Source organism: Streptomyces sp. NPDC088147, assembly GCF_044741565.1.
Lineage (GTDB): Bacteria > Actinomycetota > Actinomycetes > Streptomycetales > Streptomycetaceae > Streptomyces.
The window spans coordinates 1-21525 of sequence record NZ_JBIUSY010000006.1 but is presented as its reverse complement, the minus strand read 5'-3'; the positions used below and the strand labels follow the sequence as shown (position 1 = coordinate 21525).

Sequence of the window (21525 nt, the reverse complement as noted above, 5' to 3'; positions counted from 1 at the left end):
CGAAGACCAGGCCGTCAGGGGCGGCCGAGTTCGTTGTCGATGAAGCTGAAGATCTCGTCGACCGACGCGTCCGCGAGTACGTCGGCCGCGTCGTCGGCGATGGGTCCGCCGTCCACCGCGCCGCCGTCCTCCAGGCGGGACAGCAAGGCGCGCAGTCGCGCCGTGACATCGGCGTGGTCCGGTGTGTCGTCGCCGAGATTCACCAACAGCCCTTCCAGAAGATCCAGTTGGACCAGGAAGGTCTGCCGCGTGTCCGGAGCTTGGGGAGCGAGTCGTTCGGTGAGCAGCGCTGTGAGGGCCGCCGGGGTCGGATGGTCGAAGACGAGGCTGGGCGGCAGCGCGAGACCGGTGGCGGCACCGAGCCGATTGCGCAGTTCCACAGCGGTCAGCGAGTCGAACCCCAGCTCCTGGAAGGCGCGTTCGGGTGAGATGCCCTCCGGGTCGGTACGGGCGAGCACCGCCGCCACCTCGCTCTGGACCAGGGACAGCAGCAGCTGCCCCCGTTCGGACTCGCCGAGCGTGGCGAGCTGCTCGGCGAGCCCGGCCGTCGGAGAGTCCGCGGTGGCGGTGGTGGACCGGGCACGCCGGCCCGAGGTTCCCGCCAACTCGTCCAGGGCCGCCGGTACCTGGTCCTTGGCGCGGAGGGCGGCGAGGCCGAGTGGTACGGCGACGAGCGCGGCGCGGCCGTCCGCGGTCGCCCGGTCGAAGAGCGCACGCCCCTCTCGCGGCTCGATCGGCCGGAAGCCGTCACGAGCCAGGCGCCCGAGGTCCTTCTCGGTCAGCCCGGCGTTGATACCGCCCGACTGCCATACCCCCCAGGCGACGGACGTCGCCGCGAGCCCCTGGGCGCGGCGATGTGCGGCGAGTCCGTCCAGGAAGGCGTTGGCAGCCGCGTAGTTGGCCTGGCCGGGGCCGCCGAGGACACCGACGGTGGCGGAGAACAGGACGAAAGCCGTCAGCTCCCGCTCGCGGGTCAGCTCGTGCAGATGCCAGGCCGCGTCCGCCTTCGCCCGCAGCACGTCGGTCAGCCGGTCCGGGGTGAGTGTGGGGAGCAGCCCGTTGTCGAGGACGCCCGCGGTGTGCACCACCCCGGTCAGCGGGTGTTCCGCGGGGATCGTCGTGAGGAGCGCGGCGAGTGCGTCGCGGTCGGCCACGTCACAGGCGGCGACCGTGACATGGGCGCCGAGAGAACGCAGCTCATCCGTCAACTCCTCTGCGCCGTCGGCCTTTTCACCCGAACGCGAGACGAGCAGCAGCCGGGTGACCCCATGCTCGGTCACCAGATGGCGCGAGAACTCGGCGCCCAGCGTGCCCGTCCCCCCGGTGACCAGGACTGTGCCCGCGCGGTCCCAGACAGTCGCTCCGCTGTTCCCGGTGGCGCGCCGTAGACGTGGCACCAGCACACCACCGCCGCGGACCGCCGCTTCCGGCTCACCCGAGCGGACCAGCGGTGCCAGCTGACCCTGTAGACCGAGGGGGGCCGTGTCGGTGTCGACGAGGACGATCCGGTCAGGGTGCTCCGACTGCGCGGACCGCAGGAGACCGCGCACGGCGGCGCCCGCCAGGTCCGTGACGTCCTCCCGGTCGTGGACGGCCAGCGCACCCGACGTCGCCACCACCAGCGGGGTGTCGCCGAGCCGCTCGTCGTCCAGCCACGCTTTCACAAGGTCCAGGGCGCGTCCCGCAGCCGAGTGCACGGCCTCGGCCGAGGCGGCCGGAGCGGTGGGCCAGGGCAGCAGCACGGCGTCGACCTCTGTACCGGCGGCGACGGCCCTCGCGACGGAGGAGACATCCGCGAACCGGTCCGTGCCGGGGGCTTCCGGATCGAGGACCGCCCACGCCACCTGGCCTGCCGTGGCCGGCAACTCGGCGGGTTGCCAGGCCAGGTGAAAGAGGGCATCGCGACCGGTGCTGTCCGCGACCGGCGCGAACCTCTCCGCGGGCACCTCGCTGAACTCGACCGACTCCACGGAAGCGACAGGCGTGCCGTCGGTGCCGGTGAGCCGCAATGCCCACGAATCGTCGCCGGTGGGGGTGGTCCAGGCATGGACGGCCGTCGCGCCGGACGCGTGCAACCGGATGCCTCTCCACCGTACGGGCACGGTGACGGAGCCCTCGCCCGCGACCTGGGGGGCGGGCAGCACAGCGTCGAGCAGCTCCGGATGCAGCCCGTACAGGCCCGCCTCCGCGAGGAGTTCGCCGGACAGCCGCGCTTCGGTGGACGCGCCGGCCGCCTCGGACCCGGGCAGCTCCGTACCGTCCTCGGTCAGGAACTCCCCTTCGGCATGCAGCGTCCATGGCACCTCCGGGACGTCCGGCACATCCGGCGCCGCCGGCCGCGCGTACAGCGAGAAGCCGCGCCCGCCGGAATCAGCGGAATCGCCGGAATCGCCGGAAGGCCCGGCCAACCGGAGCTGGAGCTCCACCTCGCCTTGTTCGGGAAGGACGAGCGGGGCCCGGACGTCGAGGTCCGCAACCACCGGCCGGCCGTTGTGACGCCCGGCGTGCAGCGCGAGTTCCACCAGGGCGGCGGCGGGCAGCACCGGGGTCCCGAGTACCAGATGCCTGGCGAGCCACGGGAAGGCGCCCAGCGAGAGCCGGCCACTGAACAGCACGTCGTCGGTCCCCGCCACCGTCATCGGCTCGCCGAGCACCGGATGCCCCCATGCCCTCCGCGTGGGTCCGGAAGGCAGCGCCTTGAGCCAGTAGCTCTGACGTTGGAAGGCGTAGGTGGGGAGTGGGATGTGTTGGGTGGTGGTTCGGTTGTAGTAGGCGGTCCAGTTGATGGGGGTGCCGTGGGTGTGGAGTTGGGCGAGTGTGGTGGTGAGGGTGTGGGGTTCGGGTTGGTCGCGGCGGAGGAGTGCGAGTGGTTGTGTGAGGGTGTCGGTGAGGAGTGGGGTGAGGGTGGCGTCGCCGATTTCGAGGGTGGTGGTGACGCCGTGGGCGGTGAGGGTTTGTGTGGCGTGGTGGAAGCGGACGGTGTTGCGGAGTTGGTTGGTCCAGTAGTCGGCGGTTCTGAGGTCGTTGCCGGTGGCGGCCAGTCCGGTGAGGGTGGAGACGAGGGGAATCGTCGGCGTGTGGTAGGTCAGTCCGTCCGCGATGGTGTGGAACTCGTCGAGGATGCCGTCCATGTGGGGGGAGTGGAAGGCGTGGCTGACCACGAGGGTTTTGGTCTTGTGGCCTTGTTCCTGGAGGTGGGCGGCGATGGTGTGGGCTGTCTGCGTGTCGCCTGAGATGACGAGGGTGTCGGGGGTGTTGATGGCGGCGATGGCGACGTCGGAGGTCAGATGGGGTCGTATCTGCTGCTCGGTAGCCTGGATGGCGATCATGGTGCCGGTGGAGGGAAGGGTTTGCATGAGGCGGGCGCGGGCGGTGACCAGGGTGGTGGCGTCTTCGAGGGTGAGGATTCCGGCGAGGTGGGCGGCGGTGATCTCGCCGATGGAGTGTCCGGCCACGTAGTCGGGGACGACGTCGAGGGATTCGACGAGGCGGTAGAGGGCTACTTGGAGGGCGAAGAGGGCGGGTTGGGTGTAGGCGGTCTGATCGAGGTCTTCGCCGGTTTCGATGACCTTTTCTATAGGGCGGTCGAGGTGTTTGTTGAGGGCCGCTGTCACGGTGTCGAAGGCATCGGCGAACACAGGGAAAGCGGCGCGCAGTTCCCGGCCCATGCCGACCCGTTGTGAGCCTTGGCCGGGGAAGATGAGGGCGAGGCGGCCGGTGGTGGGTTGTCCGGTGGTGAGGTGGGGAGTGTGGGGGTGGTGGGTGAGGGCTTGGAGTCCGGTGAGGAGTTGGTGGGTGGTGTTGCCGGTGATGAGGGCGCGGTGGTCGAGGGTGGCGCGGGTGGTGGCGAGGGTGTATCCGATGTCGTGGGGGGAGAGGGTGGGGTGGGTAGTGAGGTGTTCGTAGAGACGTTGTGCCTGGGCGCGCAGCGCGTCCGGAGTCTTGCCCGAGATCGGCCAGGCGATCACCGCGGACCGCGTATCCGCCTCCGGACCACCCGACCCCGCAACGGGGGAGCCCTCTTCCTCTCCCACGGCCTGCTCGATGATCACATGCGCGTTGGTGCCGCCGAATCCGAAAGACGAGACGGCGGCTCGGCGCGGTCGGCCGGTGGTGGGCCACGGGCGGGCCTCGGTGAGTAATTCCACCGCCCCCGACGTCCAGTCCACATGAGGCGAGGGCTCATCGGCGTGGAGAGTCTTGGGGAGCACGCCATGGTGCATGGCCTGGACCATCTTGATGACGCCGCCGACCCCCGCCGCGGCCTGGGCATGCGCGATGTTGGATTTGAGGGAGCCGAGGTGGAGGGGCTGGTCGGTGGGCCGGTTGTGGCCATAGGTGTTGAGAAGTGCCTGGGCTTCGATGGGGTCGCCGAGGCGGGTGCCGGTGCCGTGTGCCTCGACGGCGTCGATGTCGTGCGGCGTGAGGCGGGCGTCGGTGAGGGCCTGGCGGATGACACGTTCTTGCGAGGGCCCGTTGGGTGCGGTGAGTCCGTTGGAGGCGCCGTCCTGGTTGACGGCGGAGCCCCGTAGTACGGCCAGTACGTGATGCCCGTTGCGGCGGGCGTCGGAAAGTCGCTCCACCAGCAGCAGTCCGACCCCCTCGGCCCAGCCTGTGCCGTCCGCTCCGGCGGAGAACGACTTGCTGCGTCCGTCGGGCGCGAGCCCGCGCAGCCGCGAGAACTCGGTGAACGCCACGGGTGTGGACATCACGGTGGCGCCGCCCGCCAGGGCGAGGTCGCACTCCCCCCGGCGCAGCGCACCGGCCGCCAGGTGCAGCGCCACGAGGGAGGACGAGCAGGCGGTGTCGATCGACACCGCCGGACCTTCGAGGCCGAAGGTGTAGGAAAGCCGGCCGGCCGCGATCGACCCCGCGCTGCCGCTGAACAGATAGCCCTCGAAGCCCTCGGGCGGCAGATGCGCGCGTGAGCCGTAGTCGTTGTACATGACTCCGGTGAACACCCCGGTACGGCTGCCCTTGACGGAGAGCGGGGACAGACCGGCCCGCTCGAAGGCCTCCCAGGCGGTTTCGAGCAGCAGCCGCTGCTGCGGATCGGCGGCGAGCGCCTCTCGGGGCGACATGCCGAACAGCTCGGGGTCGAAGAGGTCCGCGTCGTGCAGGAAGCCGCCCTCGCGGGCGTACGACGTCCCGGCGCGCTCCGGGTCCGGGTCGTACAGGGCGTCCAGGTCCCAGCCGCGATTGCCGGGGAACGCCGATACCGCGTCGGTGCCCTCGGCCACAAGCCGCCACAGGTCCTCGGGGGAGGCGACGCCACCGGGGTAGCGGCAGGCCATGGCGACGATGGCGATGGGTTCGTGTGCCTTCTCCTCCACCTCGTGCAGACGCTTGCGGGCCTCCCGGGCGTCGGCGATGGCCCTCTTGAGGTAGTCGCGGAGTTGCGCCTCGTCAGCCACGTGAATTCAGCTCCTGGGGATCGGTGTGGGCACGTGCCTCGGTGGGGTTTGCCCCGGTGGGGTTTGCTTCGGCCGGATTCACCGCGCGCAGGACGCGCGGAGGGTGATCGTGTGCCTGGCGCTGATCGCGTTCATCAGTCGAGCTCGTCGACGAGGGCGAAGAGTTCCTCATCGCTCGCCGTGTCGAGGTCCCGGCCGCCGTCGGCCGGGCCCGTCGGACTGGCCGGGCCCGTCGGACCCGCCGTCGGACCGGCCGTGGCCTCGGCGGCCTTGAGCAGCTCCCGCAGCCGTCCGGCGATCCGGTCGCGTGCCTCGGCGTCCGGCCCCGCGGCCTCGATCGCGGACTCGACGCCGGCGAGCGAGGCGAGGACAGGCTCGGCGGGTGAGACGTCCTCGACGACCAGCTCACCGTGCAGATGGGTGGCCAGCGCCTGTGGCGAGGGATGGTCGAAGACGAGCGTGGTCGGCAGTCGCAGCCCGGTCGCCCGGCTCAGTTGATTGCGCAGTTCGACCGCCGTCAACGAGTCGAATCCCAGCTCCTGGAAGGCGCGGTCGGGTTCGACTCCGCTGGGGTCGGAGTGCCCGAGCACGGCCGCGACCCGGCCCCGTACGAGGTCGGTCAGGGTGCGCTTCCGCTCGACGGGGCCGAGCGCGGCGAGCCGCTGGGCGAGCGGGATCTCGTCGTCGGCGCGCTCCGCGGTCGCGGCCCGGCGCCGGGCCGGACCGGCCAACGACCGCAGGATCGCGGGGAGTTCGGAACCACGCGCTCGCATGGCGGCGGTGTCGAGCCTGCTGACGGCGAGGACCGCCTCGCCGGTGGCGGGCGCCGAGTCGAACAGGGCCATGCCGTCCTCGGTGGACAGCGGCAGCAGGCCGACCTTGGCGAGACGGCGCAGATCTGTTCCGTCGAGGTCACCGGAGATGGCGCTGGACTCGGCCCACAGGCCCCAGCCCAGGGAGACCGCGGGCAGGCCGTGTGCCCGGCGGTGTGCGGCGAGGGCGTCCAGGAACGTATTGCCCGCCGCGTAGTTGGCCTGGCCCGCGGTGCCGATGAGGCCGGCCACCGAGGAGTACAGGACGAACGAGGTGAGCCCCATGTCCCGGGTGAGTTCATGCAGATGCCAGGCCGCGTCGGTCTTGGGCCGCATGACCTTGTCCAGCTGCTCGTCGGTGAGCCGGCCGGCGACCCCGTCGTCCAGGACGCCCGCCGTGTGCACCACGGCCGTCAGCGGGTGCTCGTCCGGGATGCCGTCGAGTGCCCACACCAGGGACTGACGATCCGTCACATCACAGGCGGCCACGGTCACCTCGGCTCCGAGAGCGCCCAGCTCGGCGTGCAGCTCCGCCGCCCCGGGGGCGTCCATTCCGCGCCTGCTGAGCAGGAGCAGCCTTCGTGCGCCGTGCTCGGTCACCAGATGACGGGCGAGAACGGAGCCCAGGGTGCCGGTCGCGCCGGTGATCAGTACGGTGCCCTGGTCCCAGCGGGGTGCCGGTGCCCCGGTTCCGTTGTCGGCGCGGGCCAGTCGCGGCGCCAGCAGAGTGCCACCACGGACCGCGACCTGCGATTCACCGGCGGCGATCGCGGAGGCCAGCGCCTCGGTACCGTCGTCCGGGCCGAGGTCGACGAGGGTGAACCGGCCGGGGTTCTCGGTCTGCGCGGACCTGATCAGGCCCCAGACCCCCGCCTGCGCCAGATCGGTGACGTCCTCGGCGCCGGCCGCCACCCCGCCCCGGGTGACGACGACCAGATGCGACTCGGCGAGCCGCTCGTCGGCGAGCCAGGCCCGCACGGACCGAAGGGTCCGCCGCACCACGGCACGGGCGCGCTCGGGCAGTGTCGCCGTCTCGTCCCCGCCGCCCTGCCCGGTGGCGGGCAGCAGCACGACCTTCGGCACCACCCCGTCCGTCGGCACGGCCGGTCCGGCGTGGCGCGGGGCATCGGGCGCCAGGTCCCCATCGGCGGGACTGAGTGCCTCACTGAGTGCCTCACCGGGTGTCGAACCGCGTCCCGCATCGAGTACGGCCCAACCGGACGTGTCCGTGGAGGTGTTGGCGGCTCCCACCTCGGTCCAGGAGATCCGGAACAGGCCGTCTCCCGCGGTGTTCGCGGCCCTGCGCAGTGCCTCCTTCGACAGCGGACGCAACAGCAGCGACTCGGCCGTGGCGACCGGGGCGCCGCTTCCGTCCACGACGGTGAGCCCGGCCTCCAGCGAACCGTCACCCGGTTCCGTCAGCGCCAGCCGCACGCGGAGCACGGTCGCCCCGGACGCGTGCAGACTCACTCCCGACCAGGCGAACGGCAGCCACGAGCGGCCTCCCTCCCCGGCGACTCCGGGCAGCAGCGCGTGCAGTGCCGCGTCGAAGAGCGCCGGATGGAGCCCGAACGCACCGGCTTCGCCGCCCTGCCGCGCGTCGAGCGCGACCTCGGCGTACACCGCGCCCGAGTCCTTCCAGACTCGGCGCAGGCACTGGAAGGCGGGCCCGTACGCGTAGCCCAGCTCGGCCAGCCGGTCGTAGACGCCGTCCAGGTCCGCCTCGGTGGCACCGGTCGGCGGCCAGGCCGCGATGGTTTCGGGGACCGCGGCGCCCTGGGTCAGCAGGCCCTCGGCGTGCAGGGTCCACGCGGGGGAGTCGCCCTCCTGATCGGGCCGTGCGTACACGGAGACCGGCCGGGCGTCGTCGCCGTCCGGCTCCCCGACCACTACCTGGAGCTGTACGCCACCGCGCTCGGGGAGCAACAGCGGCGCCGCGAGCGTCAGTTCGGCGACCCGGTCGCAGCCCACCTCCTCGCCCGCCCGGAACGCCAGCTCGAGGAGGGCCGTCGCGGGCAGCAGCGCCGAGCCGTGCACGGCGTGGTCCGCCAGCCACGGATGGCTGCCGAGCGAGACACGCCCGGTGAACAGATACGCGTCGCGGTCCGCCGTCCTGACGGCGGCGCCGAGCAGCGGATGCCCGGCGGCGGACAGACCGAAGTCCGCCGCGTCACCCGCCACCGCCGGTCCCTCCAGCCAGTAACGGCCGTGCTGGAAGGCGTAACCGGGCAGGTCCGTCCGGCGTCCCCCCGGATACAGCGCCGACCAGTCGGCGTCCGCGCCCCGTACGAGCGCGACTCCGAGGGCGGTGGCGACCGTGACGGGCTCCGGCCGGCCGGAGCGCAGCAGTGGTACGAGCGAGCCCGGTTCCTCGGCCAGGCACTCGCCGGCCATCGCGGTCAGCACCCCGTCCGGGCCCAGTTCCACGTACTCGGTGACGCCCTGGGCCTCCAGGCAGCGGATGCCGTCGTGGAAGCGGACGGCCGCCCGGATGTGGGTGGCCCAGTAGTCGGGCGAGGTGAGCTGCTCGGCAGTGGCGAGCTTCCCGGTGACGTTGGAGACCACCGGGATGCTCGGGGCGTGGTAGGTCAGTCCGGCCGCGATGGCGCGGAACTCGTCGAGGACCTCGTCCATGTGCGGCGAGTGGAAGGCGTGGCTCACGGGAAGCCGTCTGGTCTTGCGACCCCGCGCGCGCCAGTGCGCGGCGATCTCGTCGACGAGGTTCGCGTCGCCCGAGATCACGGTCGCCCGGGGCCCGTTGATCCCCGCGACGGCGACGGCCCCGGGATCGTAGCCCGCCAGTACCTCCGTCACCTCGTCCTCGCCTGCCTGGAGCGCGGCCATCGCGCCGCCCTCGCGGGCCGCCTGCATGAGCCGACCGCGCTCGGCGACCAGTACGCAGGCGTCGGCGAGGTCGAACACCCCGGCCAGATGCGCGGCGGTGACCTCGCCGATGGAGTGACCGAGCAGTACGTCCGGGGTGAGGCCGTAATGCCCGGCCAGCCGGAACAGGGCGACCTCGACGGCGAACAGCGCGCCCTGGGTGAAGGCGGTCTGGTCGATGAGGGCCGCGTCCGCCGAGTCGCGGCGGGCGAACAGGACGCTCTTGACCGGGCGGAGCAGCTCGGTGTCCAGCTGCGCGCACACCGTGTCGAGCGCCGACGCGAACACCGGTGACGACGCGTACAGTTCACGGCCCATGCCGAGCCGCTGGCTGCCCTGCCCGGTGAACAGGAACGCCGTCCGGCCGCGTCGGCCCCCGGCGGCCCGGACGACCGAGGGCGACTCCTCGCCCCGCGCCAGCGCTTCGAGTCCGGCCAGCAGCTCGGAGCGGCCGGTGCCGACAACGGCGGCGCGCCGCTCCAGGCGGGCCCGGGTGGTGGCGAGCGAGAAGCCGACGTCGACAGGGCGTGGCGCGGGCCCGGCGGTCAACAGCTCGTGCAGCCCGCGCGCCTGGTCCCGCAGCGCTCCCTCGTCCCGCGCGGTCAGCAGGAGAGGCAGTACGCCGGGGCCGGGTTCGTCGTCCGTCGGCTCGGCGGCTCCATCGGCCCGCTGGTCCGGTGCCTGCTCCAGAATGACGTGCGCGTTCGTGCCACTGATACCGAAGGACGACACCCCCGCGCGGGCCGGCCGCCCCGTGACGGGCCAAGGGGTCGCCTCGGTGAGCAGTTCCACCGCGCCCGCGTCCCAGTCGATGTGCGGCGACGGGTTCTCGGCATGCAGGGTCCTGGGCAGCACCCGGTGCCGCATCGCCTCGATCATCTTGATGACTCCGCCGACCCCCGCCGCGGCCTGGGCATGGCCGATGTTCGACTTCAGCGAGCCGAGATACAGCGGCCGCTCGGCGGGCCGGTCCCGGCCGTAGGCGGCGATCAGTGCCTGTGCCTCGATCGGGTCACCGAGGCTGGTGCCCGTGCCATGTGCCTCGACCGCGTCCACGTCGGCGGGGGAGAGCCCCGCGGCGGCGAGTGCCTGACGGATCACCCGCTCCTGGGACGGGCCGTTGGGCGCGGTCAGGCCGTTGGACGCACCGTCCTGGTTGACGGCGGTGCCGCGCACCACGGCCAGGATCCGGCGGCCGTTGCGGAGTGCGTCGGAGAGCCGCTCCACCATGAGCAGACCGACACCCTCGGCCCAGCCGGTACCCCCCGCGTCGGCGGAGAAGGAGCGGCAGCGGCCGTCCTCGGAGAGTCCGCGCTGCCGGGAGAACTCGACGAAGGTGTTGGGGCCCGACATGACGGTCACACCACCCGCGAGCGCCAGGTCGCACTCCCCCTGCCGCAGCGCGTTCGCCGCCAGGTGAAGCGCCACCAGCGACGACGAGCAGGCGGTGTCGACGGTGACCGCCGGTCCTTCCAGGCCGTACGTGTACGAGAGGCGGCCGGACACCACGCTGGAGAGGTTTCCCGCGAGCAGGAACCCCTCGAACTCCTCGGGGCTCCTGGCCAGCCGGGACGCGTAGTCGTCGTACATCGCGCCGGTGAACACACCGGTGCTGGTGCCGCGCAGCACCGCCGGGTCGAGTCCCGCGCTCTCGAACGTCTCCCAGGCGGTCTCCAGCAGCAGCCGCTGCTGAGGATCGGTGGCGGTCGCCTCGCGCGGCGACATCCCGAAGAACGCCGGGTCGAACTGGTCGGCGTCGTACAGGAATCCACCGTGCCGGGTGTAGGAGGTACGGGGATGGTCCGGATCCGGGTCGTACAGGGCGTCCAGGTCCCAGCCCCGGTTGGCGGGGAACTCGCCGATGGCGTCGGTGCCTTCGGCGACGAGACGCCACAGACCGGCGGGCGAGCGGACCCCGCCGGGGAAGCGGCAGGCCATTCCGACGATCGCGATCGGCTCGTCCGCGGCACCCCGGCGGACCGGCGCGGCGGGCCCGGCCGTCTCGGTGCCGGACACCCGCGACAGCAGATGGGCGGCGAGCGCGGCGGGCGACGGATGGTCGAAGACCGCGGTCGTGGGCAGCCGCAGACCGGTCGTGGCGTTCAGCCGGTTGCGCAGCTCGACACTGGCGAGCGAGTCGAACCCGGCTTCCTTGAAGGCACGTTCGGGCTCCACCCGGTCGGCGCTCGTGTGACCGAGTACTCCGGCGACGACCGTACGCACCAGGTCGAGCACGGCGCCCGCACGGTCCTGCGCCGGCAGGTCCGCGATCTGCCGGGTCCACGAGCCCCCGGCAGCGGCGGAGTCCTCCGCGGCGCGTGCCGTACGACGCCGTCCGACCAGGCCACGCAATGTCGCGGGCAGTTCACCGGTGCCGCTGAGCCGGGACGGGACGAGCCGTGCCGGTACGGCGAGAGCGGTCCCGCCCGCCAGCGCCGCGTCGAACAGCGCGAGACCGGTGGCCGGGTCGAGCGGGGTGACACCGGCCCTGGTCCACCGGGCGAGATCGGCTTGGCCGAGCCGGGCGCCCATGCCGTGCGTGCTGTCCCACAGGCCCCAGGCCAGTGAGATCGCCGTCAGGCCCTGGGCGCGGCGGTGCGCCGCGAGTGCGTCCACGTAGGTGTTGGCGGCGGCGTAGTTGGCCTGCCCCGCGGTGCCGAGGATGCCGGACACCGAGGAGAACAGGACGAAGGCGGCCAGATTCTGATCTCGTGTCAGCTCGTGCAGATGCCAGGCCGCGTCCGCTTTGGGGCGCAGCACCGTGTCCAATTGTTCGACGGTGAGCGACTCCACGGTGGCGTCGTCGAGCACGCCCGCCGTATGGACCACCGCCGTCAGAGGGTGCGCGGCCGGGATGCCTTCCAGTACGTCCGCGAGCGCCCCGCGATCCGCCGCGTCGCAGGCGACGATGGTGACCGCGGCGCCCGACTCCGCCAGCTCCGCGGACAGGTCGGCGGCGCCCGGGGCGTCCGCGCCACGACGGCTGATCACCAGCAGATGCCGTACTCCATGGGCGGAGACCATATGACGGGCGAAGAGCCCGCCGAGCCCGCCGACGCCGCCCGTGATCAGGACGGTGCCGTCGGGGTCGAGCGCGGGTGCCCCGGACGGGGCATCGACACGCTCCCGTACCAGCCGGGGCACCCGCAGTCCGGTGCCTCGAACCGCGATCTGCGGTTCGCCCGAGGCGACGGCGGCGGTCAGCAGGGAGCCGTCGAGATCGAGGTCGACGAGACCGATGCGGCCGGGATGTTCGGACTGCACGGACCGGATCAGACCCCACACCGTCGACGCCGCGAGACCGTGGATCTCCTCGCCGGGCAGCACACCGACGGCCCGCCTGGTGACGAAGACCAGCCGGGAGTCCGCGAACCGCTCATCCGCCAGCCATAGTTGGGAGAGTGTCAGCGCGCGCCGGGCCATCTCGTGGGCCGCCGACGGGAGGTGCGGAGCGGCCTCGTCGAGGCGTACGAGCAGTACATCGGCGTCGTACGCGTCGGGCAGCCGGTCCTCCGACAGCTCGGCGACGCGCGGGGCCGGGCCGTCCACAGGGCCGACGACGGGCCAGTCCACCCGGAACAGGGCATCGGTATGCCGCCCGGCCGGTGCGATCGCGTCCTTGGCGATGGGCCGCAGGGTGAGCGAGTCGACGGTGGCGACCGGTGCGCCGGTGCTGTCGGCGAGGTGGAGGGCGACCGTTCCCAGGCCCGATTCGGTGATACGGACCCGCAGGGTGGTCGCGCCCGCGGCGTGCAGGGTGACGCCGCTCCAGGCGAACGGCAGCTGGATCCGGCCCGGTTCGCCGGGGTCCGCCCTGTGCAGGACGAGCGGGTGCAGGACGGAATCGAGCAGCGCCGGGTGCATGCCGAACCGCGCGGCGGCCTCGCGCTGATCGGCGGGAAGCGCGACCTCGGCGTAGATGACGCCCTCGCCCTGCCACATGGCACGTACGCCCCGGAAGGCCGGGCCGTACTCGTATCCCAGGCCGGCGAGCCGCTCGTAGAGGTCCGTGACCGGCCGGGCCACCGCGTCGGCGGGCGGCCACTGGCGCAGCCCCTCGCCCTCACCCGCCAGGACGGTGCCCAGGGCGCCGGAGACATGCCGGGTCCACGGCTGACGGTCGTCGTCGCCGGTGTCGGGCCGGGAGTGGACGGTGAACGAGCGCAGCCCGGCGGCGTCCGGTGGCGCGACCGCCAGCTGCACGCGGACGGCGCCCCGCTCCGGCAGCGGCAGGGGTGCCTCCAGAGTGAGTTCCGCGAGCTGTCCCGCGCCCGCCAGGTCGCCTGCGGCCAGGGCGAGTTCGAGGAAGCCGGTGGCCGGGACGAGTACCGTTCCGCTGATGCTGTGATCGGCCAGCCACGGGTGACTCCGCAAGGAGAGACGACTGGTGGACACCAGCTCCTCACGGTCGGCGAGTGCGACCGAGGTGGCGAGCAGCGGATGCCGCGCCGGATCGAGACCGAGACTGCGAGCGTCCGTACGGACCTCGGGCGCCAGCCAGTAGTGCTCGCGCTGGAAGGCGTACGTGGGAAGCTCCACACGCCCGGCGCCCGGACCGGGCCCGGCGCCGGGGAAGAGTGATGTCCAGTCGACGCGGGCGCCCACAGTATGGGCGCGGGCCAGCCCCGCCAGCAGGGTGGCGTCCTCGGCGTGGTCCGCGCGCAGCAGAGCGACGGCGGTGGCGTCCGAGGAGGTGGAGGCGCTCGTCATGGCGGTCAGGACGGCGTCCGGACCCACCTCGACGAAGACGGTGGCACCTTCGCTCTCCTCCAGTACCCGCGTGGCGTCGGCGAACCGCACGGCCTCGCGGATCTGGCGCACCCAGTAGTCGGCGGTTCTGAGGTCGTCGCCGGCGGCGGCCAGTCCGGTCAGGGTGGAGACCACGGGAATCGTCGGCGCGTGGTAGGTCAGTCCGTCCGCGACGGCGCGGAACTCGTCGAGGATCCCGTCCATGTGCGGCGAGTGGAAGGCGTGGCTGACCTGGAGCGCACGCGTCTTGTGCCCGCGCCTGCCCCAGAGCGCCGCGACCTCCTCCGCGGACTCCCTGTCACCCGAGATCACCACCGCCGAGGGCCCGTTGACCGCGGCGACGGCGAGCCGGCCCGTATACGGTTCGAGCGTGCGGAGCACGTCCTCCTCCGCGGCCTGGATCGCGATCATCGCGCCACCCGGGCGGGCCGCCTGCATCAGCCGGCCACGGGCGGCGACCAGCGCGGCGGCGTCCGCCAGCGGAAACACACCGGCGACATGCGCCGCCGCCAGCTCGCCGACGGAGTGCCCGGCCACCGCGTCCGGTCTCAGACCGTGGTGCTCCAGAAGCCGGTACAGCGCGACCTCCAGGGCGAACAGGGCGGGCTGGGTGTAACGGGTCTCGTGCAGCACACCGTCCCGCGCCGCGAACATCACCTCACGCAGCGGCCTGTCCAGATGCGGGTCCAGCGCGGCACAGACCTCGTCGAGCGCGGCCGCGAACTCCGGTCTGCTCGCGTACAGTTCGCGGCCCATCCCGGCGCGCTGCGCACCCTGGCCGGTGAACAGGAACGCGGTACGTCCGGCCCGCGCGGCGCTGCCGGTCACCACGCCGGGGGAAGCCACGCCCTGGGCGAGCGCTTCGAGCCCCGCGAGCAGCTCCCCGGCGGAGGCACCGGTCACGACGGCCCGCTCGTCAAAGGTGGCGCGGGTGGTGGCGAGCGAGAGCCCGACATCCGCCGGGCGCAGCTCGGGACGCTCGGTCAGATGGCCGTGCAGCCGCCGGGCCTGCGCCCGGAGCCCCGCCTCGTCACGGGCGGACAGCGGCCACAGCACACGGCCCGGGTGCTCCGTCGCCGTGGCGGGTTCGGCGGGCTCCGCCTGTTCGACGATGACATGGGCGTTGGTGCCGCTGATGCCGAAGGAGGAGACGGCGGCACGGCGCGGCCGTCCCGTGGCGGGCCAGGGGCGGGCCTCGGTGAGCAGCTCCAGCGCGCCCGACTCCCAGTCCACGTGCGGCGTGGGCGCACTCACATGCAGGGTCCTGGGCAGCACACCGTGCCGGATCGCCTGGACCATCTTGATGACACCGCCGACACCGGCCGCGGCCTGGGCGTGCCCGATGTTCGACTTCAACGAGCCGAGGAACGCGGGCTCCCGGTCGTCGCGGCCGGTGCCGTACGTGGCGATCAGCGCCTCCGCCTCGATCGGGTCGCCGAGCCGCGTGCCGGTGCCGTGCGCCTCGACGGCGTCGACGTCGGCGGGCACGAGCCGGGCGTCGGCGAGCGCCTGCCGGATCACCCGTTGCTGCGCGGGCCCGTTCGGGGCGGTCAGCCCGTTGGACGCGCCGTCCTGGTTGACGGCGGAACCACGCAGCACCGCGAGCACCGGGTGCCCGTTGCGGCGCGCGTCGGACAACTTCTCGACCAGGAGCAGGCCGGCACCCTCGGCCCACGACGTACCGTCCGCGTCGGCGGAGAACGACTTGCTGCGGCCGTCCCCGGCGAGCCCCCGCTGCCGCGAGAACTCGACGAACATGCCGGGCGCGGACATCACGGTGACCCCGCCCGCGAGAGCGAGTGTCGTCTCGCCCTGGCGCAGCGAACGGATCGCCATGTGCAGGGCCACCAGCGAGGAGGAGCAGGCCGTGTCCACCGTGAGGGCCGGGCCGACAAGACCCAGCTGGTAGGCGATCCGGCCGGACATGACACTGCTGGTGCTGCCGGTGAGCAGATGCCCCTCGACACTGGGCGGCGCGTCGTGCAGCCGCGGCCCGTAGTCCAGAGCGGTCGCGCCGACGAAGACACCGGTACGGCTGCCGCCCAGGCTGAGCGGGTCGATACCGGCCCGCTCGACCGCCTCCCAGGCCGTCTCCAGGAGCAGCCGCTGCTGCGGGTCCATGGCGAGCGCCTCACGCGGCGAGATGCCGAAGAGGCCCGCGTCGAACAGCGCGGCATCGTGCAGGAAGCCGCCCTCGCGCACGGAGCTCTTCCCGGAGCGCTCGGGATCCTGGTCGTACAGATCCTCGTCCCAGCCGCGGTCCCCGGGGAATCCGGAGATCGCGTCGCGCTCCTCCGCGATCAGCTTCCACAGCTCCTCGGGCGAGGTGACGCCGCCCGGGTAGCGGCAGGCCATCCCGACAATGGCGATGGGCTCGTCGTCATGGACCGCGACCGCGGTCTGTTCGTCGGCGACCGCCGAACCGAGGAGTTCGGCCTCGGTGTACGCGATCAGCGCGGCCGGCGTGGGGTGGTCGAAGAGCAGCCCGCCGGGCAGCCGCAGACCGGTGGCGGCGCTCAGCTGATCGCGCAGCTCGACCGCCATGAGCGAGTCGAAACCGAGTGCCGTGAACGGCTGCCGCGTATCGACCCGCTGCCCGGGGGAGTAGCCGAGGACCGCGGCGATGTGCGCGGTCACCAGGTCGGTGACGGCACGGGTGTGCTCCGCGCCCGGCAGCGCGGCCGACCGCGCCCCGAAGTCACCGCGCGGCACGGCGGCGACGGCCGGCCCGGCCACGTCGGAGAGGGCGGCACGGGGCGCGGGCCGGCCGCCGAGCCAGTGGGTCCGGCGTTGGAAGGCGTAGGTCGGGAGGGCCGTGCGTTCCGCCGCGGGAGGGGTGAGGGCGTGCCAGTCGAGGGGCGTGCCGCGGGTGTGGAGGGTGGCGAGGGCGGTGAGGAGGGAGCGCGGTTCGTCGTGGGTCTTGCGGAGCGCGGGGACGGCGGTGGTGAGGGTGTCGGCGATGAGCGGGGTGAGGGTGGCGCCGGGGCCGATTTCGAGGGTGGTGGTGACGCCATGGACGGCGAGGGTTCGCACGGCGTGGTGGAAGCGGACGGTGTTGCGGAGCTGGTCGGTCCAGTAGTCGGCGGTTCTGAGGTCGTCGCCGGTGGCGGCCAGTCCGGTCACGGTGGAGACGAGCGGAATCGTCGGCGCGTGGTAGGTCAGTCCGTCCGCGACGGTGTGGAACTCGTCGAGGATGCCGTCCATGTGCGGCGAGTGGAAGGCGTGGCTGACCGCGAGGGTCTTGGTCTTGTGGCCCTGTTCCTGGAAGTGGGCGGCGATGGTGTGGGCTGTCCGCGTGTCGCCCGAGATGACGAGGGTGTCGGGGGTGTTGATGGCGGCGATGGCGACGTCGGGGGTCAGGTGGGGCCGTATCTGCTGCTCGGTGGCCTGGATGGCGATCATGGTGCCGGTGGGGGGAAGCGTTTGCATGAGGCGCGCGCGGGCGGTGACCAGCGTGGAGGCGTCTTCGAGGGTGAGGATTCCGGCGAGGTGGGCGGCCGTGATCTCGCCGATGGAGTGTCCGGCCAAGTAGTCGGGGGTGATGCCGAGGGATTCGACGAGGCGGTAGAGGGCCACTTGGAAGGCGAAGAGAGCGGGTTGTGTGTAGGCGGTCTGATCGAGGTCTTCGCCGGTTTCGATGACCTCGTGGATCGGCCGGTCGAGGTGTGCGTTCAGGGCCGCCGCCACGGTGTCGAAAGCAGCGGCGAACACGGGGAAGGCCGCACGCAGTTCACGGCCCATCCCGACCCGCTGCGAGCCCTGGCCCGAGAAGACGAAGGCGAGTGTGCCGTCGTCGACCGCGCCCGAGACCACACCCTGCGCGGGCTGGCCCGAGGCCAGCGCGTCGAGACCCGCGCGCAGCGCCTCCGATCCGTCGCCGAGAACGACGGCCCGGTGCTCGAAGGCGGTACGGGTGGTCAGGAGCGACCAGGCCACGTCGGCGGGATCGGCGCCGGCCACCGCGTCGGAGCCGGCCAGCCTGGCGGCCTGAGCCCGCAGCGCCTCCGGGCTCCGGCCCGAGATCACCCAGGGGACCAGACCGTGAGCGCCGGTGTCCTCCCGGGGAGTCTCTCCAGCGGGCTCCCGGACCGGGGCCTCGGTGACGACGACATGCGCGTTGGTGCCGCCCATGCCGAACGAACTGACACCGGCCACCAGCTGACGGCCGGGGTGCGGCCAGCCCGTGAGTTCGCGCACCACCGACAGCCCGAGCTCGTCCAGCGGGATCGCCGGACCGGGGTTCTCGAAGTGGAGGCTGGCGGGTATCTCCCGGCGGCTGATGCTCAGGAGCGCCTTCAGCAGACCGACCATGCCGGCCGCGCCCTCCAGATGCCCGACATTGGTCTTCGCCGAGCCGACCAGCAGCGGGTCGCCGCCGCGCGCGGCCCCGAGCACCGCGCCCAGCGCGGCGGCCTCGATGGGGTCGCCCACCGGCGTCCCGGTACCGTGCAGTTCGACGTACTGGACCTCACGCGGGTCGACACCCGCCCTCTGGTACGCCTCGTGCAGCAGCAACCGCTGTGCCTCGCCGCTGGGAACGGTCAGACCGGGCGTGGCACCGTCGTTGTTGACCGCGCTGCCGCGGATGACCCCGTAGACCCGGTCGCCGTCCTCCAGGGCCTGTGCGAGCGGCTTGAGCACGACGACACCGCCGCCCTCGCCGCGTACGAAGCCGTTGGCGCGGGCGTCGAAGGTGTAGGAGACGCCGTCCGGCGACAGGCCGCCGAACCGCTCCTCGGTCAGCGCGCTCTCGCCCAGGATATTGAGGTTGACCCCCGCGGCGATCGACATGGACGACTCGCCGGAACGCAACGACTCGCACGCCAGGTGCACGGCCACCAGCGACGACGACTGGGCGGCGTCGACCGTCAGGCTCGGCCCGCGCAGCCCCAGATGGTAGGAGACCCGGTTTGCGATGACGCCGCGGTTGACACCGGTCATGGTGTGCTGCGTGATCACGGGTGCGCCGTGCTGCCCCACCAGACTCTCGTAGTCATCGCGGAGCGTGCCGACGAACACCGAGGTCCGGGTCTCCCGCAGGGCGGCGGGAAGGACACCGGCGTCCTCCAGCGCCTCCCAGGCCAGTTCGAGCACCAGACGCTGCTGTGGATCCATGGCGGACGCCTCGCGCGGCGAGATCCCGAAGAAGGCGGCGTCGAACTCCCCGATACCGTCGAGGAATCCGCCCCTGCGCACCCCGTTCCCCGCGGGCGGCTCCGTGGTCTCCCACCGGTCGGCCGGTACCTCGGTGACGGCATCGGTGCCCTCGCGCAGCAGCTGCCAGAACGAGGCGGGATCCGGGGCCATCGGCAGCCGACAGGACATTCCGATGACAGCGACGGCCTTCTCGTCTCCGTGCGGCGTCCGGTTCCCCGCGGAATTACCGTTACTCGACTTCACGCTCGGCTGCCCTTCCCTTGCCGTCTTCCCGACGGCCCGATGAATCACCGTGGTCTGAATGGAGTTCGGTTGGTTCTCCGGCGGCTGCCGGCGTCAGGCGGTGTGCTCGGTCACGCGCCGCGCGCCAGGGCCCGCTGGAACGCGCCCCGGAAGAACAGCAGCCCGTCCTGGGGACCGCCGTGGCCGGCGTCGAGCACCCGGCTGATGAAGACGGAGTGATCGCCCGAGTCGTACGCGTCGGTCAACTCGCACTCCAGCCAGGCGAGGGCGCCCGACAGCAACGGGGCGCCGGTGCGCGTCCCGGGCGTCCAGTCGATTCCCGCGAACTGCGCGGCGCCCAAAGGGCGTTTCTTGTCCGCGAAGAACCGGGCGAGGTCCTCCTGCTCCGCCCCCAGGACGGAGACGCCGAAGCGTCCCGCCGCGGTGATGGCCTTGTGCATCACCGCGTCGTGGGCGACGCAGCACAGCACGGACGGCGGGTCGAGGGACACGGAGGTGAACGCGTTCGCGGTCATTCCGTGCGGGTGATCACCACCGGTGGACAGCACCGTGACACCGGTGGCGAACCGCGCCATCACGTCCCTCAGCGGAGCCGGCGCGGCGCCGGGCACCCGCTGCGCGGTCACGTCGGTCGGTACAGAGTTCATGCCGCACCCTCCACATAATTCATTGTGTGGGAACCTACGGGAGCGCATGGAACGGCCTGGGCATCGCCGAGTAATCGGGCACTCAATACGCCCGAGTTCGGTCGGTGACCGAGGGTTTTGAAGAATGGCGCCGTTTCGTCCGGTGATCGCGAGAGCGAAGTCATGGCCGGGTAACTGGAAACTCTCTTCCGCGCAGCGTGCCGAATGGCATGCCGGTGATCGGCCGACGGACGACCCTGGTTAGCCTCTTTTCCGATGGCCGGTTCGGCGAATGCGTCAGGAATTCCCCCGACCCGTTCCTTATCGAGGAGCCAACGTGCGCAAGGTGTTGATCGCCGGCCGCGGCGAGAGCGCTGCCCGTGTGACCAGGGCGGCTGAGACCCGCCAGGTCAACCGGGTGGTCATCCGTTTCGCGGGTGATTCGGGTGATGGGATGCAGCTGACGGGTGACCGGTTCACGTCGGAGACGGCGTCGTTCGGGAATGATCTGTCGACGCTGCCGAACTTCCCGGCGGAGATCAGGGCGCCTGCCGGGACGTTGCCGGGGGTGTCGTCGTTCCAGCTGCACTTCGCGGATCATGACATCCTGACGCCTGGGGATGCGCCGAATGTGCTGGTGGCGATGAACCCGGCGGCGTTGAAGGCGAATATCGGGGATGTGCCGCGTGGTGCGGAGATCATCGTGAACACCGATGAGTTCACCAAGCGGCCGATGGCGAAGGTGGGTTATCTGACCTCGCCGCTGGAGGACGGCTCGCTCGACGGGTACCAGGTGCATCCGGTGCCGCTGACGACGCTGACGATCGAGGCGCTCAAGGAGTTCGGTCTTTCCCGTAAGGAGGCCGAGCGTTCGAAGAACATGTTCGCGCTGGGTCTGCTGAGCTGGATGTACAACCGGCCCACCGAGAGCACGGAGCGGTTCCTGCGGGCGAAGTTCGCGAAGAGGCCGCAGATCGCGGAGGCGAATGTCGCCGCGTTCCGGGCGGGGTGGAACTTCGGGGAGACCACCGAGGACTTCGCGGTCTCCTACCAGGTGGCCCCGGCCTCCCGGGCGTTCCCGGCCGGCACGTACCGCAACATCTCCGGGAACCTGGCCCTGTCCTACGGTCTGGTCGCCGCGGGTGAGCGGGCGGAGCTGCCGTTGTATCTGGGTTCGTATCCGATCACTCCGGCCTCCGACATCCTGCACGAGCTGTCGCGGCACAAGAACTTCGGTGTGCGCACCTTCCAGGCCGAGGACGAGATCGCGGCGGTCGGTGCGGCGCTGGGTGCGGCGTTCGGGGGTTCGCTGGCGGTGACGACGACGTCGGGTCCGGGGGTGGCGCTGAAGTCGGAGACGATCGGTCTGGCGGTGTCGCTGGAGCTGCCGCTGCTGGTCGTGGCGATCCAGCGCGGCGGGCCCTCGACGGGGCTGCCGACGAAGACGGAGCAGGCCGATCTCCTCCAGGCGATGTACGGGCGCAACGGTGAGGCGCCGGTGCCGGTGGTGGCGCCGCGGACGCCGGCGGACTGCTTCGACGCCGCCCTGGAGGCCGCGCGGATCGCGCTGACGTACCGCACCCCGGTCTTCCTGCTCTCCGACGGCTACCTCGCCAACGGCTCCGAGCCCTGGCGGATCCC

Annotated in this window: 3 protein-coding genes and 1 pseudogene; 1 reads left to right on the top strand and 3 read right to left on the bottom strand. The window is 72.1% G+C overall.

Annotated features, from left to right (window positions below; genetic code table 11):
- Nucleotides 1–14: 14 nt before the first annotated feature.
- From ACIOGX_RS21025 to ACIOGX_RS21015, 3 genes and pseudogenes are all read right to left on the bottom strand, one after another.
- Nucleotides 15–5408: pseudogene (locus ACIOGX_RS21025) on the bottom strand (SDR family NAD(P)-dependent oxidoreductase); the annotation flags it as partial.
- 140 nt (nucleotides 5409–5548) lie between these two features.
- Nucleotides 5549–19258, bottom strand: coding sequence for an SDR family NAD(P)-dependent oxidoreductase (locus ACIOGX_RS21020; protein WP_401915141.1), 13710 nt, complete (start codon nucleotides 19256–19258; stop codon nucleotides 5549–5551).
- 110 nt (nucleotides 19259–19368) lie between these two features.
- Entirely contained in the window at nucleotides 19369–19905 is a 537-nt protein-coding gene (locus tag ACIOGX_RS21015; RefSeq protein ID WP_356518740.1) for a flavin reductase family protein, read from the bottom strand.
- A 271-nt stretch (nucleotides 19906–20176) separates the two neighbouring features.
- Here ACIOGX_RS21015 and ACIOGX_RS21010 point away from each other — a divergent pair.
- Nucleotides 20177–21525 (top strand): 2-oxoacid:acceptor oxidoreductase family protein (locus ACIOGX_RS21010; RefSeq protein WP_401915137.1); only part of this gene is annotated, 1349 nt, incomplete at its 3' end.

What these genes read in the sequence shown, in the direction of transcription:
- ACIOGX_RS21015 (WP_356518740.1), bottom strand. Translation starts at nt 19,905, where the DNA reads ATGAACTCTGTACCGACCGACGTGACCGCGCAGCGGGTGCCCGGCGCC.